Genomic DNA, 16,044 nt, shown 5'->3' with positions numbered 1-16,044 from the left:
AGCTCTGACCGGTTAAATGCCGAGTAGCTTGGGCCAATTCATGACCCAGAGCGCATCTGTCGAACTGCTCGCACATCTGGCGCAGCTCATTGCGCCCGTTCAACACGCTGAATTGCGGACCGGCTAACCCCGAACTCCTTCGCGAGTTCACCAAGCGACGCCCCCTCTTTGCGCCGCCGGCGGACGGCCTGCTGCTGCTCAACCGTCAGAGCGCTAGGACGACCCAGTTTCTTCCCTTGCGCCTTCGCGCGCGACAAGCCCGCTTGGGTTCGCTCGACCAAGAGGTCGCGTTCAAACTCCGCGACGGCTGCGATCACCGCCATGGTCATTTTGCCGGCGGGGCTGGTCAGGTCCACACCGCCCAATGCCAAGCAGTGAACCCGGACACGCATTTCAGCGAGCTTCTCGACCGTGGCGCGAACATCCATCGCATTGCGCCCCAGACGGTCGAGCTTGGTGACGACAAGAACGTCATCCCAGTCGAGCCGGTCCATCAGCTTGCGAAAGCCCTCCCGCTCCATTGCTGGCGTCGAGCCTGAAACCGTCTCAGCGACGATGTGCCTCGGTTCGAGTTGGAAACCCGCAGCCTGAATTTCGAGAACCTGGTTTTCGTGGGTTTGTTCAACCGTGCTGACACGGCAATATGCAAATACGCGCGACATGACACACCTGTATTGAAAATATGTCACGAATTATGTATTGTATCGAAATTAGGAGCAAGCTATTTTTCGAAACAGCTCACTTCCCTGTATTGAAAATGCTCGTTTTCAATACAGGGACGGTTCGTCGATGCGTGGCGCCCAACGCGTGCCTCGAGAGGGATCGGCGACATCTCCTCGACATTGATAAAAAAGGCTGATTAGAAGAGCAGCGACCTGGTCCGAAAGGTAGAGAATGGTTCTGGATTCTGAAGAAGCATCACCGTCCAACGTTAGCAAGCTCTTCGACAGCCGAGTGAATTGCTGGTCGGTAATGACGGAGACCACAGTCGGGCGCTATCTTGACTTGATTGAGACCGCCTACCAGCAGCGCGGTGGCCTTAGCCATCAGCGGGAGGCTCTTAAAACAGCATCCGGTCGGAGAATTCGTGCGCGAATGGTCGACGATATCAATCGTGGTGCCATTTTGCCTCCTGTTGTCATAGGCGTTGTACCGGGTCAGGAATTGCTGGAAGCCTTGGAAGAAACCAGCTGGCGGGATGCGCTGGAGCAGCTTGCTACCAAGCAAGGTGATAGTTTGGCGATCATCGATGGGATGCAGCGCACAACCGCCCTCCGTGAGGCTGTTGCCCTAAATGAAGCAACTAAGAGCCGCTGCATGCGAGTTGAGCTTTGGGCTGCTCAGAGCACCGACAGTTTGATTTACCGGATGCTAATCTTGAATACCGGACAGGTTCCATGGAACCTTAAGCAGCAATTGCAGGTCGTCTACGAGCCTCTTGTGAAAGGTCTTTCTGAAAATATTAAATTTGGTCGTTTTCTCGGCGAAAAGGAACGGCGGTGGAAGGGTGGAGAATTTAGCGCCGACAGTTTGATTGAAGCGTATATAGCATTTGGCCTGCGCCGGACTGAAGTGGACACTCAGGAGAGTTTGGCCGATGAGTTTTCCCGCCTTGATATGGCGGAAGCATTAATGTCTAAAAAGTATGACAAATATTTTTATCCTGTCATCCAGATAATGGTTGATCTTGATCTGGCGTTTTCACGGTTCGATCCGGCGCCAGAAATCATTTTGGATAACGGTGATGCTGATAAATCAAAGAACCGGCGAGAATATGCGCGAGGTCGAAACATATTTGATACCCAACCGTCTCGTATTGGCTTCATTGTGGCATGCGCAATTTATGTCCTAGGCCGCATCGGGATGGACAAAACTGAACAGGAAAGTGACGATCGCTTGACAAAGTTGTCATCTTCATTTGCCCGCCTCAGAGAAAAATTGGATAACTTATCAGCTGATAATCTGGGATCTTTTCTATCTTTGGACACTCTGGCGGAGAAAGCAAGCAAGAGGCCAACCTCGGCAGTTGGTCGTTGGGAGCGTTCATTCTTCGAGAGCGCCTTCAAGGTTCTCATCGAAGAAAACTTTGAAGTGCCAAGTTTGGAAACCTGCTGGCGATCATAAACGCATGGCCACGCGGAATAGGATTAAGATGAGCCAAGCTCTTTTTGGCAGACTAATGGCGTCTGCTGAGCAGGCTGGTACGCCAATCGACGCGCCTGACAAGGGGCGATGGATTAAGAAGCGTGACGATGCCGACATCGCCGTGATGGCCAAGGCTGAATCGCAGTCTCTCGTCCTAGGTCGGCATAGCCGCACTCTGATGGTTTCGCTTGACGAATCTCGATATTATTTGATGGCAGGCTTTCGGCTGTCGATTGCGGTGGTAGATGGCTTCGAGCTATGTGACTTAACACCCGGCCTCTTTGCCCTAGCAGTGTTAGAGCTCGACTTAGATCCTGTCGCAAGCGCCGCCACAATCAGAGATGCGTTGGAGGGAAGGTACAATGGTGTAGCCGGTTATAATGGCCATGATCTTGAAGAAATATCTAATCTTTTTCCGGATATTTTATGCTTCCGGGCGGATAATAATTTTTCTTTCACAGAGGATATAGTTAGGTCGGTGGGAAGTTACTTAGCCCATACGTATGAACATGGCGCATTACCTATTTCCAAGGAAACTCGAAATAGCTTAGCGCGCATATTTGAAACAGGAAATAAGCATCTTCCGTACGCCTTGATTTTGCAAGGTATGCTATCCTTCTCTTGGCAATCTTTTTATTTGGAGGTCTATAGATGCATTGAAAATATGTATCCACTTTCCCGTCTAAAAAGACTATCCTCCTCCTTTCCTACAAATATACCTCTTCGAGACTTGGCGATTTTACTTGAGAAAGAGCTGGCATGGCGGCCGCGTGAGGAAGAAGCATTAGCAGCCATTCTCCGGGAGTGTTCATCATCGACGTTGAAGGCGCTCCACGCCGCAATGTGCGCGACTTCGCCACCCAACGATTTGCATGCGGCATCCGCTAAACTGGTTTACAGTACGCGAAATGAGTTGGTTCATTTCAGGCCACGCTTGCCCACTTTGGCCAAGGATGACGATACATGGGATGCCCAGGTTCGCGCACTCGTTGACTGCCTTGACGAGATCTACGGCGCCTGTGGCGACGTCTTCCACGAGTTACAAGTCAATTAGGAGTGGATGGAAACAATCTTCGTGATGGCAAACTCGAGGGGTTGGCGTCTTTTAACTCATTGGGGGCAACTCGAGGACACTGCCACGGCATTCTGCAACTTCTCGCGGCAGCTATCCAAAAGAGCGCTTTGAAGCCTGCCCTTCCGGATACTCCCCTAAGCCTGACTAAGCAAAGCGACCTCTCGCAGAGCAACGAATTACCGGTTTCAGTAGGTTCGGACATTCCCAGTAGCAGTGGCGACTGGTTGGATTGTCCCACCGCGCGTCGATCCGCCATCACGCATGCAAGGTAAACCTGCGGCGATTTCTGACGCTCCGACTTGGCGGCGTGAACTTCTGCATTACGGGATCGTAATTCGCACGACACCACGCGACCACTCTCGTGGGTGCAGCATCCTCGGGCATTTTGCACTGGAGGATCGTCATGAAGCTCAAGTTCACGGCTGCTATGTTCGTTGCCGCACTGGCTCTGCCCGTCGCAGCGCATGCCGCGCCCTGCAAGGACGCCAAGGGCAAGTTTATCAAGTGCCCGCCTGCCGCCACTGCTCCGGCCGCGCACCCGAGTGCCGCCGCAAGCCATGCCGCTGCCGCACCGGCCGCTGCGGCAACCCATGCGGCAGCTTCCCCGCGTCGCGCACCCTGTCGCGACGCCAAGACCGGCCGCTTCAAAAAGTGCTGACCCTGTCGGCCTGATATTGCCAAAGTAGATAGAAGGGAGCCGCTCCCAGACGCCAGGGCGGCCCCCTTTCGTTGTCCCGTCAATCAGCGGACGCTACCGCGTTTCACAAGATTGTAGATTGCCAGCAGCACCACCGCGCCGAGAAAGGCGACGACGATGGTCATTGGATCGAACGGGTTGCTGGTCAAGTGGGCATGTCCCGAAAGTGAGCCGAACAAAAGACGGCCAACGATCGAGCCCACACAACCCACGAGGATATTCCAGATATATCCCCCCTCGGTTCGCATCACCATGCCGGCGATCCAACCGATGAAGCCACCAATAATGAGCGCGATTATGAAATGCATGGCGACGGTATCCTTCTCAATGGTTTGTCTTCGTCCCCGCCACAGAAGATGACACCGTCGCGCATGCGGCGCTACGGGCCATTCCGCCGGAATGGAGTTGATCTTCGGCGCATGTGCACGGGCGCATCAGCGCTGATGCGCCCGTGCAGATGAAAAGCAGCCCCTATGCCGTCGTGCCTCTATCGGGCAGCTCGAAGGCGTAGAACCAATCGCCCTTGGAATTCGCGCGGATTTGGCAGTGATATCCTCGCCCCCGGCCGTCCTTGTCGGCCTTGTTCAAGCTGCGGAATTCGGCAGTGCCCTTGAGCGCATCCCAGTCGGGAAACATCTGGCCGCCAAATGTGGGCGTCATCAACAGGATCGGCTTGCCCTTGACCGGGCGAATGAATGCACCTGCCCTTTCCATCTCCTCCTTGCTCCAGGTCGGAAGATTGCGCGGATCAATCGTGATGGTCTCGGGCCTATCGGCGATGGCCAACAGTCGTTCGGGCAGCGATTGCCGAACGGGCACCGTGCTGCGGAAGTTGGCGTAACAATGCTCGGCCGCGCCAAGGCAATCGAAGGCGCTGGGCAGGACGCTGTGAAACTGGGCAAAGCTGCCCGCCGCATAGACCAGCCCGAACGCTTCCGCGACGCGCGCGTCCGAACCATTGTTGTCGCTGACGCCGACGCGCCGCTTGAACGTGGCGATGTGTTTCTGGATTTGGGCGCGGAGCTTGGCCTCATCCTCGTACCGGGCGCGAACGAGCGCGCGCAGGAACTTGGGCATGGCAGAGCCGTGCTCTTCCGCCATGGCCTTTTCCAACGCCAACGTGAACTCCCTGTACGTCGCATAGCCGGGCGGCAAAGGCCCGAAGACGCCCGCGTCGCCCTCGGGGACCGTGATCGACATGAGCCGGTCGGTCGCGGCATCGGCGGTGCTATGGTGCTCATCATCCAGCAACTCGTGAAACGGCTCGTTGGCTGAAGTCACGAAGATGAAGCGATAGCCTTCCTGATCCGGCATACCATAACGTCCTTTTGTGCTGCCGGATGCCATCTGGAAGCTGAAATCCCGCATCGCTCCCTGGCCTGCTCGACCGCGTGTCGACGATCCGAACAGATTGGCCTCATCGATGATAAACGGCATGTCGGAGTGCCACTCCATCGATTGCTCGAGCGCCGCCGGAGTCATGTTGAAGGTGGCTATGTAGCTCCGATTCTTTTCCATCGCCGGGCCTACGACCGACGCCATCAGACGCTGCGTAGTGCTCTTGCCCTTGCCGCCTGCGCCGCACAACTCGAAGCCGAAGTTGTCGGTTCGGCCTACAATCTCCAGCATCGGCGCGGCGAAGCAGGCCATGACGGCGAACGCGGGAATGGGGTGGCCGACGAGCGGAGCAGCAACTTTCTCTTTCCACCCGTTTGCGGTGCCCTCCTTGGCGCACTTCGAGAGCTTGGGTGTAAACGCGATTGCACCTCGCGGAACCTTGGGCGGGGCGAACACTTGCCCTGAGGCGTTGGCGAATTGACCGCCACACCAGCCCGGTCCAGAGAAGATCAGGCGTTCCGGGAAGTCCTCCAAGTTCTCAACCTGCTCGGAGACGCTGTTCTTGGCGTACTTCGCGATGAGGAAGACCCCACGATCGGCCAGATTCCGCCATATGGACATGCGATCGCCGGCAAAGTCCCTGAGTTCGACGAGCACGCTGACGTCCTTGTCAGTGATCTCCACCCACTTTCGTGCTCGGGTATCGGTGAAGCCGCGAACGACAGGAGTGGCGGCGCCACCAGTGAGAGTTGCACGCTTACTTGACATAAGTCCTCCAAAAATTTCGTAGATTACGTAAATAATCACCAGCCAAGCCAAAACGGCTGGACGTTGCGGAAACTCAAGTGACATACAGATGGTAGGAGGGGGTGCAGTGTTGCACACAATACAAACACAGATCCCCCCTCCCAAGGCCCACAACAGACCTCAGCGAACGGCATTATTAGACCTACTTCGATGAATTCGTTTAACTGACCAGCTTGGTCTGCTTCAGACCTGTTTTGGTCATGCGCAAACCGACCATCAGCGTCAGGTCGTCTATTCCCCAGCGATCGAGCCAGAGGAGAACCTCGCTATGCCGGGGATCAGCGATCCGCCGTTTGGTCCTGCCCCGCTTGCGCTTTCCCTCGCTCGAGATGAATAGCGCCTTTGCGGGCCAAAAACCTTGGACCAGGTACGTAACGGGCGCAGGGAGATTGGTCAGGGGTTTCCGCGTCATGCGGACTCGTCGGTACACAGCCTTGTGCGTGCCCAAGAGTTCCTCTGTCCGAAAGTTCGGAACCTCCCGGAGACGATCGATCACGTCCACCATGTCGCCGTAGGCAAGCCCGTGTACGTGCAGCCGATACACATCCTCGATGGGGTCGTGCTCGCCATGGATGACCGCGATGATCCATCCCAACGCGTCGGTTGCTCGGCACCTCGAATAGAGTACGCTCCGCAGCGTCCCGAGAAGCCGCCTCGGATCAGCCTTCCACAGTTCGCCACCCCTGATCTCCCATGTGGCCGGGATGACTGTGAACTTGTTGATCCGGGCCGGGTCTAGCCCCTCCACCAGTCTCCAGAACTCGCTGCACACCCGCTGCCGGAGATTGCGCATGTGGACGCTCGAGGCCAGAGTATCAGGAGCTTCTCCTCCGTTCCCCGCCTGCTCGAGACGGTATGCCAGCGCCAAGGCTGCCTCCGTATCCAGCGTGTCAAGATGCCTCGCGACTGCCTTGCGGATGAGTCTCGCCCGGAGCTTGTCTTCGGCCTTGCTAGCCCGTTCCGTTTCGAAGCTGCTCCACTTGCCATCGACTGCCCGGTCAACGCGGAACTCGTCTGCCGGCCAGTCGGCATCGCCAATGTTGCGCCGCGACATCAGACCTGCCCCCGCTCGGCGAAGCGCTGGATATTTTTCAGGGGAATAAGGGTCTTGCGGCCGATCTTATGTCTTTCCAAATCCCCCGATTTAAGGTATTGAAAAAGCAGAGTCTTTTTTATGCCCAGCAGCCTGCAGGCGGTCTTGGTATCAACCAAAATGGGTTGCATATCCGTCATTTACGTACTTCCTTTCACCTTTGCGGGCCTCGAAGGAGGCTCGTCGGTGAAGGAGTTATGGTCGATTCGCCCGCTTGGGTCGGATCATTAGGTTCACAGAGGTTCATGGAGGTTCAAAAGGTTCATCTCCCTTTTGAGTATTCACGCCAAATCCTCATAATTTTAACGGCATTTCTGCGAATTGTACTTTCACTGGGTGAGTTATCAGAATCAAATTTTTCAGATATATATCGCTCTATAACTGCCTGAACCCCGACATCTTCCAATCTTCCAAATTCATACATTTCATTGCTTTGTATTTTTGACTCCAATTCAAGAAGAATTGGCGCAAAATTGTAAGCCTTTGGCCTTGGCCCGCTCCGGCCTCGTTCGCCCGGTGATCTTGGAGCCTTCTCGGCGTTGCTGCCTTTGGGTTTTGGCGCGTGCGCCTGCATTTGCTCGGACGGCGTGAGAGGAAAGATAGCCAGATCGCGCATGATCTCCACGCCATTGGCCGCTCGACAAATCACGCCGTTCGACGATGTGTTTGCAGATGGATTTCCACCAGCTTGAACCGACTTCACGCCCACAACCGAGCTGGATACCCAATCTATCTTGGATGCCTCGATGTTCCAACCGTCGCGTTTTTGCCAATAATCCGCTGGAAGGGACCTTGGCTGGAATCGCTTCTCAATCGGAGGTATTTGTTGAGATCTCCGTTCGCGCGAGGACTTTGCAAACGCGGTCTTTTCTTTTTCAGTATATGATCGAGGGACCAGAACCCACTTTGAGGGTGGGCGCCAAACAATGTTATTCACATCCGGTGGATTAAAGCTCCTCTGGCAACGGAGCTTCAATCTCCCATCGGAAAGCAAATCCAAAATGCTGTCTTTTGCCGCCGCACGGGAGAGCGAATTCGCTGCGGCCAACAAGTCCACTGCATCCTGCATCGACAACCACTGCCTGGGTTCATCCTCCCCCTCTTCTTCTTCGTCCTCCCATCCGTCATTCATAAATGCTCCATGGATCAGCAACCGGGGCATATTGGCGATTTCACAGCAACCCGGTCAAGGATCGATGGATTTCGGAGAGCTTTGATCTATCGAGCCTTTGCAGTAATCCATAGTTGCACTGCCTGGAAGGGGACGAGGCATTGACACAAAAGCTCCCCTCACATCTCCCAGGTGTCGCCGTTGCTTTGAGCTTTGCCTGACGCAATGTTTCGTTGCCGGTATCGATGGTACGCGACCTCGCCAGCCAGAATGATGATGCCGCAACTGACCGGCCCCATCACCGAACGCACGTGGCGCGATACCATCGGGGGCAAGGCAAGGCCATCCACGAGCACTTCGATGGCGATGATGAAAACGGCAACAGCCAAAATCTTCCATGCCGGGGGGCTTGTGACCATGGCGTGCAAGTCCGGTCCTAGGAGACCTTCGCGCGCCCATCGGGCCAGTAGCAGAGGTATGGCCAAGATTAGGGTCAATCGTGCGGTGTCCGGACTATCCATTTGTATGCTGGCGATGCTTCCGATCAACAAGGCAAGGATAGCATAAGGCATCGCTCTTTCTCCTTCGTTCGCGCGCCATGGGGGACAAGAGCGCAACTGTGCGCGTTGGCATCACACCCGTTGCCCGGCATCACTGACTTTTGCCCTCGATGCGCCGCTGGTTCTCCGCCAGGATATCAGCGTAGGGCCTGCCATTGATCTTGAAGCGCCCAATCAATTCCCGGCTGGTCATGCCGGTGCCCTCGAGCGAGTCCGGGAGATCCTCGAGGCTGACCTGATAGCCTTCGCCCGTGCCGGTGATGCGGAAGTAGAAGCGATCCATGGTGACGCTGTAGGCCCGGCCATCGCGGCCGACCTTGATCAGGTTGTAGGACGCCGCGCACACGACAAAGTTTGCCCCCGTCACGGCGGGACGGGATGCGCCCACATCGCCATACTGCCCATCGCTGCCGATGATGACGCGGGCGAAGGGATAGTTCTGCGACCACGCCCCGACCAGATCGGCTGCCACCTTGCGCATGCGGCTGTCGAGACAAAGGTCGGCGGCCTTGGCGGGACTGATGGCGCTGGCGCTGGCCGGCTGTAGCCCTGCGGCGAGAACGGCCAAGGTGGTCAGGAGCATCGGCAGGTCCTCCAGCGCCGGTCAATTGCTGTGCGGCGCATAGAGGTCGTCCTCGGTGGGAGGTGCCTGCCTGCGCTTGGGCGTTTCGTCAGAGGCGGCTTCTGCGGCTTCCGCTGCGGCATCATCCAATGGAGCCGCCTGCTCAGCGTTGGGGCGTCCAGCAGGCGCGGTTGCGGTCTCGTCTTTGTTGTTCGCTGCGGGTGGATGCCCATTGATGAGGATGCCGTCGTATATGCTGGCCTTGTCCACTTCGATGGTGAACCCACCCGTTTCAGGGTCCTGCGTTGGCGGGGTAAAGTTGATGTTCCAGCGCAAGTTCGGGATCGTCACGATGTCCTGACCGGACTGCGTGGAACTGGCATCGATCTGGAAGCTGGCGCCGCAGGTAATCTGGGTGATGGGCGGGGGTGACGCCGGATCGCTGTAAAGGCCAACGTCGTGGAACGACACGTTGGCGTCCGCCAAGGGCTTGACCATGTCGACGCCAAGGAGCGCAGCCATGATCACGCCATCGGCATTGGCCTTCAGCATAATGTTGCGGGTTTCCTTGCCCACGACATCTTGCACATCTTCGCGTTGACAGGCGCGGTATGCAGCGGGAGCGCCAGCTTCATCGGTGGCGGTCGAAGAGGCTTGCTCACCCGTATCGGACGTGGCCCCCTCGTTGTACGAGCAGGTCGTGATCACCGTGATCAGGATAACCGTGATCAGGATGATCTTGCCCGCCAGAGGCATGTCCCGCCACCATCCTCCGGTGGGAAGGCTGGCGATGGGGTCATGCGGCGGGATGTGCTGTCGGGGAGCGTGCCCGTGGTAGTCATAAGGGCCGGAAGAACCGGCGTTGCCGTATCCGCCGCCATGGGAAGACGGAGGGTCGTCGATCCGCTGGAGCGTGTTGCGCGTCGGCTCCGATCCGGAACGCTGCGCAGGGTGTGCCTGCGATACGCGATCCTGTCCCCGGTTGCGCTGCGCCGCCATGGCCAGTTGCTCGAGCGAAGGTGTGGCGATGGCATCGCGGATGGCATGGACGATCTGCTTGAACTGGTCCGCCTGCCCCTTGGCGAAGAACACGGTGTTGACGTCGGATTCGGTACCCGGATGTCGAGACGGGTTGCCGGCAAGCGTGAGGATCATCCGTCCCCGCGCCACCAAGCCGGCCGGATGAAATTCCACCGACTTGATGCTCGAGAGCGGAATGAACTGTTCCGACGCGGCCGCATCGAAGAGCATGCTGCCGCGTCGACGCGTGATCACCAGATGATGCTCGAACAGATCGACGGCTGCGTTGTGGCCATAGGCGCGGATCAGCACCATGACAGGCCTCCACCGTGATCGTCGGCGTGGGGGCGGTCAGGCCTGATGGCGAATGAACTGGATCGTGAACGATACCCCTGCTGCACACGTGCCTCCCTGTTCTGATCGCAGTTAATTTTGCTATGCGGGGAAGGCCGCGATGGTTCAAGACTGCGTTGGTCTTCAAGATGGTGCCGGCCCATGGTCACAAGTCCATCGCGGTCATGACGGTGAGAACCCGTTGCGTTACCGCCTCGTCGGCCGGATCGGGCGAGCCGAATTCGAGATTGATGTCATAGGCGTCTATCTTCCAGAAGAAGCGCTCCCCGTTGAGCGCGACCTCGCCGAAGTCATGTTCACCCCACGGGTCGTTGCCCGCCCTGAAATCGTCAAAGGCGCGGATCAGGCGCAGCAGCTCGGGCAATTCCCCGGCCGCCCGCACCGTCACCGCCCGGGTCAGGACATACTTCCCGCCAATCCCGGTCTTGCGCAGCCGGTCGTTCAGTTCCCGTATCCTGCGCGTCCTCGGATCGCGCGTCACATCCTCATGGCCAGCCATGATCGATATCCCTCTTGGCAAATAACGATGGGGAGACGCCGCGCGGCGGGACGAGCCTCGATGAAGAAGACCGGTCCTGCCGCGCGGCCCGCTATTCCTACTTGCGCTTGGCGGCGTTGCGGACCTGCTCGAGCAACGTGTCGAGCGCGGGCTTGGCGGCGATGGCCTGCGCCATGGCCTTGCCGAAGGGGGCCACGGTCGCGGTCAGGTCGTTCTGCTCGAACGCCTGCGCCAACTTCTCGGCGGGAATGTGGATGGGCACGAACAGCGCGAGGCTTTCCTCGTCCCGGGCAAACCCCTGCTGCCACAAGGCTGCCACCGCCTTGTCATCGCGGATGATCGCTTCGGCATATTCCTGCAAGCCCCGGCGGAACACCAGTTCGACGCACAGGAACGAGGGACCGGTCTTGGTCGCGGCGGCGATCCAGGTATGCTCGTTGCCTTCCTCGTCGGCCGAAATCTCCGACACCTGCAGCCACATGTCGCCGGTGCCGACGCCCCGGGTCATCTTCCAGTCCGGGCAGACCACTTGTGTCATCCAGTCGTTCTCGATGACCTGCCACGGGTCCTTGGCGACCTTCTCGATCGCCAGCAGCCCCTCGGTCATCATCCGCTCGCTCAACGGGCCGGCGGCGTGGAAGAAGTCGGCTTCGATCTGGCCGATGGTGCGCACCACCCGGGCGGCCCATTCGTGATCCTGCCGATTGGCGGCCTTGGCGCGGTGTTCGTGGTCCATGTTTGTCAATCCCTTTGCAGAAGTGGAGGCCACCAAGGGGACCTCCTCCGGTGTGACACCGGTCTTGCAGCAGGGTGCGATGGTCGCGGGGAGCATCCCCCGACGGCACGCACGTTGACCCGGCCGGGACCATCCCGGCCATCCCCTTCGTGGACCGCGTTTCGAGAATGCGCCAACCCCGGTTCATCCGGCGGCGACCATGGCTGGCGCTGCGCCATACTAGCGGAAGGGGCCGAAAATGTCAAAAATGGCCAGTTTGCTGGCGCTGAAAAGGATATTCTATTCAGTGCTTTAAGGCCGGAGCCTCATCTCGGCCGTTGCGCTGCCGGGAGGGCTTTGCCGGCCCCTTTATCGGCCGCAATACGTGGCCCATGCCGCCATCAGGGCGCGGCGCTTCTCCAGCGCCCGTCCGCGTCGGTAGGCGCGCTCCACCGCCGAGGCCACGGTATGCGCCAATGCCATTTCCACCTCTTCGCGCTCGAACCGCGTCGTCTCGCCGGCCCAGTCGCGGAAGGTCGAGCGGAAGCCGTGTACGGTGATGTCGTCGCGCTCCATGCGCTTGAGCAACTGGGACAGCGCCATGTCGGAGAGCGAGCCGCCACGCGGTGCGGGGAACACGAAGTCGGTTGGCTTGAGCCCGTCTTCCTTCACGGCCATCAGGACCGCAATCGCCGCGTCGCTGAGCGGCACCTCGTGCTGGACTTGCGCTTTCATGCGGCTGGCCGGCACGGTCCACAGCTTGTCCTCGAGATTGACCTCGCCCCAGGTCATCCCGCGTGCTTCCCCCGACCGGGCGGCGGTGAGGATCGTGAACTCCAGTGCGCGCGCCGCAACAGCGGGCCTCTGCGCAAGGCTCGTCATGAAGCCCGCGATCTCGGTGAACGGCAGCGCGGCATGGTGCTTGACCGAAGCCTTGCCGCGCTTGGGCAGCAGCAGGTCAAGATGGCCACGCCCCCGCGCCGGGTTCTCGCCGGTCCGCAGCCCCTTGACCTTGGCGGCATCGAGAATGCGCTCGATCCGGCCGCGAAGCCGGGAGGCGGTCTCGGCCTTGCTCAGCCAGATGGGCTGGAGCACCGCCAGTATCTGCTCGGTCGACACCTCGTTGACCGGCACCTCGAAGAGGGGCTTGGCGTAGGTCTTGAGCGTGTTGCGCCATTGCTGGCGGTGCTTGGGATTCTTGAACCCGTCCTCGATGTCGTCGACCAGTTCCATGGCGAAGGCGCCGAACGTGACCACCGGCCTTGCCGCGATCTTCGCCTTGGCGCGCTCGACGCGGGGATCGATGCCATCGAGCAGCATGGCGCGGATGTGCGCGGCTCGCTCGCGGGCCTTCGCCAGCGTGACATCGAGCGCCGAGCCCAGGCCCAGTTCGATTCGCTTGCCGTGCAGCGTGCCGATAAAGAACCATGACCGCCCGGACGTGCGAATGCGCAGGTAGAGACCGCCGCCATCGGAGTAGATGTTGGGCTCGGTGAGCGTTGCCACCTGCCTAGCCGAAAGTTTGTTACGCGCGCGCGTGGCCATGGTTTTGCGTGAATAGCGGGTCTAAACCGGCGCAACAAGCCATAGTTTTAGCCATAGTTCTTACGCTGGCTTGACCCGAATTTCAGCGGCCGAGTGTGAACGCAAAATCTGCCGAAATGCCCGTAAATCCGGGGTTTTATTGTGTTCGTGTCGGTTCGTGAAAAAGCGCTGAAAAGCGCCAAATGGCGGAGCGGGAGGGATTCGAACCCTCGATACGCTTTTGACGTATACTCACTTTCCAGGCGAGCGCCTTCGACCACTCGGCCACCGCTCCGCATGCCTTGGAGCCACGCGCCCTAGCGGGATGAAGCGGCTTTCGCAAGGCGCGGATGCCTGCCACAAGAGACAAATGTTGCACTCGCCCGCCCGCGCCCTTCTCGCCGTCATCTCGCTGGTCTCGCTCGCTGGTATGCCCGCGCGAGGCGCCACCCCCGCTCCTGCCCGGCCGCCTGCCATGGCGCCCGCCGAAATCGTCGCGACGGCGCCGGATGCGGACTGGACACGAATCGATCCCGCGGATCTGATCGTGATGGATCTTGCCCCGGACAGCCAGGGGCGCCCGCGCCGCGTGGTGATCCAGTTGCTGCCCGCCCCCTTCGCGCAAGGGTGGATCGGCAACATCCGCACGCTCGCCGCCGCGCACTGGTGGGATGGCACCAGCATCAACCGCGTGCAGGACAACTATGTGGTCCAGTGGGGTGATCCCGACGGGGAGGACAAGGCACGGGCGAAACCGCTTCCCTCAGGCCTCGCCCGCATGCCGCAGGAAGACTACACGTCGAAAGTATTCGCCGCCCCGGAAATGATCAGCCGGAAACCGGATGCCTACGCCCCGGGAACGGGCATCGACGCCGGCTGGCCGGTAGGGTTCGACAAGGATCGCATGTGGCCGGTCCACTGCTATGGCATGGTGGGCGTAGGCCGCGACATGCCGCCGGATACCGGTTCGGGCGCGGAACTCTATGCCGTGATCGGCCATGCCCCGCGCCAGCTTGATCGCAACATCGCGCTGGTCGGCCGCGTCATCGATGGCATGGAGCACCTGTCTTCGCTGCCGAGGGGAACCGGCGAGATCGGCTTTTACAAGACCGCCCCGGAGCGCACGCCGATCCTGTCCATCCGCCAGGGCTCCGACGTGCCCGGCCTGCCCGCCTACCAGTATCTTGCCACGATCAGCGACAGTTTCCGGCGCTATGCCGACGCGCGCGCCAATCGGCGCGATCCGTTTTATATCCGGCCGGCCGGCGGCATCGACATCTGCAACCTGCCCGTCCCGGTCCGGCGCGCGAAGTGAAGGGCGAAACATATCGCCTGACAACCCCGCTATGGCGCTGGTCCGGCCCCAGTGCCGCGAACTGGTATTTCCTGACAATCGATGGCGGCGTCGGCGAAGCGCTATCCGCCACGGCGCTGATGGACCGGCTCGAACAGGGCAAGGGGCGTGGCTGGGGGTCCGTCCGCCTTCGCATCCGGATTGGCGCCAGCGCATGGCAGACCTCGGCCTTCCCCAGCAAGGAACAAGGCTGGATCGTGCCGGTGAAGGCCGCAGTCCGCCGCGCGGAAGGCCTGACCGAAGGCGACGCGGTAACCGTGGAACTTCAGTTCTGAACGTTTCCGCGCTGCCGGCCATCCCGTGACAGTGGACGTGCCACACAGAATTCGCCCGCCCCGCGCACGAAGACATGGTGTCAAGCTGGCACAATTCCCAAGCCGGGAATTATCACCATTTTGATTGTATGCCTGTAAACCCGCAGATATAGAAAAACCGGGCATGAAGTCTTCGTGACTGGCAATTTCAGCACAAATGAGAAGATTGCCCGATCAAAAAAAGGGGGTAAGCGGTGCAGGAAATGGATAAATCTGATCTGACGGCTTTAACGGTGCAACTGTTAAGTGCCTATGTCGCCAACAACAGCCTCCCCAGTAATGAGCTGGCATCGCTTATCGAAACGACGCGCAATGCACTTGCCGGAAAGGTCGAGGCACCGGCTCCTGAAGTACCTGAATTCGTGCCCGCCGTCTCGGTCCGCAAAAGCACGGCGTCGCGCGATCATCTGATCAGCCTGATCGACGGGAAACCTTATCGCAGCCTGAAGCGGCACTTGACCAGCCACGGCCTTACTCCAGACGAATACCGTGAGCGTTACAAGCTGCCGAAGGACTATCCGATGGTGGCGCCGAGCTATTCGGAACAGCGGCGCGCGGTCGCGCAACGGCTGGGTCTGGGTCGCAAGCCCAAGGCGGCCAAGCTGGCTGCGGACCCCGTCGCCACCAAACCGGCCGCGCCCGCGAAGAAGGCGGCAAGCGCCCGGAAACCCCGCAAGGCAGCGGCTGCCGAAAGCGCCTGAAGCCTGCAAGAGCCGTGCGCCCGATCAAAAGCGCGCACGGCCATTCCAGCTCCATGTCTGTCACGACTTGTAATCATTTGCACCCGGTTCGCGACGTTCTGTGACTTGCAGCCGGCCCGATGATCCCCGACATACCGGCAACTCGGTTGGGGCCATCGAGTCGATAATCTGGCGT

18 protein-coding genes and 1 tRNA gene are annotated in these 16,044 nt (G+C 59.3%); 6 read left to right on the top strand and 13 right to left on the bottom strand.

All coding sequences use genetic code 11. The features are described 5' to 3' along the window. Window positions 1-86 precede the first annotated feature (86 nt). Window positions 87-662, bottom strand: a complete 576-nt coding sequence (locus tag NMD1_RS11820; protein ID WP_125954909.1) for a recombinase family protein — start codon at window positions 660-662, stop codon at window positions 87-89. Window positions 663-894: 232 nt separating this feature from the next. On the opposite strand from NMD1_RS11820, the gene NMD1_RS11815 reads away from it, so the two are divergent. The 3 genes from NMD1_RS11815 (at window position 895) to NMD1_RS21370 (ending at window position 3,878) form a co-directional block, all read left to right on the top strand. Continuing rightward, entirely contained in the window at window positions 895-2,124 is a 1,230-nt protein-coding gene (locus NMD1_RS11815) for a hypothetical protein (RefSeq protein WP_125954908.1), read from the top strand. A gap of 28 nt (window positions 2,125-2,152) precedes the next feature. Continuing rightward, window positions 2,153-3,199: a hypothetical protein gene (locus NMD1_RS11810; protein WP_125954907.1), complete on the top strand. Its 1,047-nt coding sequence runs from the start codon at window positions 2,153-2,155 to the stop codon at window positions 3,197-3,199. A gap of 424 nt (window positions 3,200-3,623) precedes the next feature. Then, window positions 3,624-3,878: a hypothetical protein gene (locus tag NMD1_RS21370; protein ID WP_199558115.1), complete on the top strand. Its 255-nt coding sequence runs from the start codon at window positions 3,624-3,626 to the stop codon at window positions 3,876-3,878. A gap of 83 nt (window positions 3,879-3,961) precedes the next feature. Here the strand turns inward: NMD1_RS21370 and NMD1_RS11800 are convergent, their stop codons facing one another. The 12 genes from NMD1_RS11800 to NMD1_RS11745 form a co-directional block, all read right to left on the bottom strand. Further along, a complete protein-coding gene (locus NMD1_RS11800) occupies window positions 3,962-4,225 on the bottom strand; it encodes a GlsB/YeaQ/YmgE family stress response membrane protein (protein WP_125954906.1) in 264 nt (87 codons plus the stop codon). Window positions 4,226-4,388: 163 nt separating this feature from the next. Beyond that, window positions 4,389-5,939, bottom strand: coding sequence for a DUF927 domain-containing protein (locus tag NMD1_RS11795; protein WP_158453948.1), 1,551 nt, complete (start codon window positions 5,937-5,939; stop codon window positions 4,389-4,391). A 283-nt stretch (window positions 5,940-6,222) separates the two neighbouring features. Next, window positions 6,223-7,116, bottom strand: coding sequence for a hypothetical protein (locus tag NMD1_RS11790; protein WP_125954904.1), 894 nt, complete (start codon window positions 7,114-7,116; stop codon window positions 6,223-6,225). Continuing rightward, complete coding sequence (locus NMD1_RS11785) at window positions 7,116-7,295, bottom strand: helix-turn-helix domain-containing protein (protein WP_125954903.1); 180 nt, start codon at window positions 7,293-7,295, stop codon at window positions 7,116-7,118. Before NMD1_RS11785 ends, NMD1_RS11790 begins: the two co-directional genes overlap by 1 nt. A 122-nt stretch (window positions 7,296-7,417) precedes the next feature. Then, complete coding sequence (locus NMD1_RS11780) at window positions 7,418-8,317, bottom strand: hypothetical protein (RefSeq protein WP_125954902.1); 900 nt, start codon at window positions 8,315-8,317, stop codon at window positions 7,418-7,420. 128 nt (window positions 8,318-8,445) lie between these two features. Continuing rightward, on the bottom strand, window positions 8,446-8,838 hold the full coding sequence (locus NMD1_RS11775) for a hypothetical protein (RefSeq protein ID WP_125954901.1): 393 nt from the start codon (window positions 8,836-8,838) through the stop codon (window positions 8,446-8,448). 79 nt (window positions 8,839-8,917) lie between these two features. After that, window positions 8,918-9,409 (bottom strand): hypothetical protein, encoded by a 492-nt coding sequence (locus tag NMD1_RS11770; protein WP_125954900.1) that lies wholly within the window; start codon window positions 9,407-9,409, stop codon window positions 8,918-8,920. Between the two features lie 21 nt (window positions 9,410-9,430). Beyond that, on the bottom strand, window positions 9,431-10,723 hold the full coding sequence (locus NMD1_RS11765; protein WP_125954899.1) for a hypothetical protein: 1,293 nt from the start codon (window positions 10,721-10,723) through the stop codon (window positions 9,431-9,433). Between the two features lie 184 nt (window positions 10,724-10,907). Continuing rightward, a complete protein-coding gene (locus NMD1_RS11760) occupies window positions 10,908-11,261 on the bottom strand; it encodes a DUF3768 domain-containing protein (protein ID WP_125954898.1) in 354 nt (117 codons plus the stop codon). Window positions 11,262-11,358: 97 nt separating this feature from the next. Further along, entirely contained in the window at window positions 11,359-11,997 is a 639-nt protein-coding gene (locus tag NMD1_RS11755) for a hypothetical protein (protein WP_125954897.1), read from the bottom strand. Between the two features lie 348 nt (window positions 11,998-12,345). Beyond that, window positions 12,346-13,521, bottom strand: a complete 1,176-nt coding sequence (locus tag NMD1_RS11750) for a site-specific integrase (RefSeq protein ID WP_125954896.1) — start codon at window positions 13,519-13,521, stop codon at window positions 12,346-12,348. Between the two features lie 183 nt (window positions 13,522-13,704). Continuing rightward, window positions 13,705-13,795, bottom strand: a tRNA-Ser gene (locus tag NMD1_RS11745). 75 nt (window positions 13,796-13,870) lie between these two features. On the opposite strand from NMD1_RS11745, the gene NMD1_RS11740 reads away from it, so the two are divergent. From NMD1_RS11740 to NMD1_RS11730, 3 genes are all read left to right on the top strand, one after another. Beyond that, window positions 13,871-14,815 carry a peptidylprolyl isomerase gene (locus NMD1_RS11740; protein ID WP_125954895.1) on the top strand — a complete coding sequence of 315 codons (945 nt, stop codon included), beginning with the start codon at window positions 13,871-13,873 and terminating at the stop codon, window positions 14,813-14,815. Then, window positions 14,812-15,129 carry a DUF1905 domain-containing protein gene (locus tag NMD1_RS11735; RefSeq protein WP_125954894.1) on the top strand — a complete coding sequence of 106 codons (318 nt, stop codon included), beginning with the start codon at window positions 14,812-14,814 and terminating at the stop codon, window positions 15,127-15,129. The genes NMD1_RS11740 and NMD1_RS11735 overlap by 4 nt, the downstream gene beginning before the upstream one ends. Window positions 15,130-15,371: 242 nt before the next feature. Next, a complete protein-coding gene (locus NMD1_RS11730; protein ID WP_206694696.1) occupies window positions 15,372-15,869 on the top strand; it encodes a MucR family transcriptional regulator in 498 nt (165 codons plus the stop codon). The last annotated feature ends 175 nt before the right edge of the window (window positions 15,870-16,044 follow it).

The sequence above is a fragment of the Novosphingobium sp. MD-1 genome (genome assembly GCF_001014975.1).
Classification (GTDB): Bacteria; Pseudomonadota; Alphaproteobacteria; order Sphingomonadales; family Sphingomonadaceae; genus Novosphingobium.
Note: the sequence above shows the minus strand (reverse complement) of the source record. Positions and strands in the feature narration are given on the sequence as shown.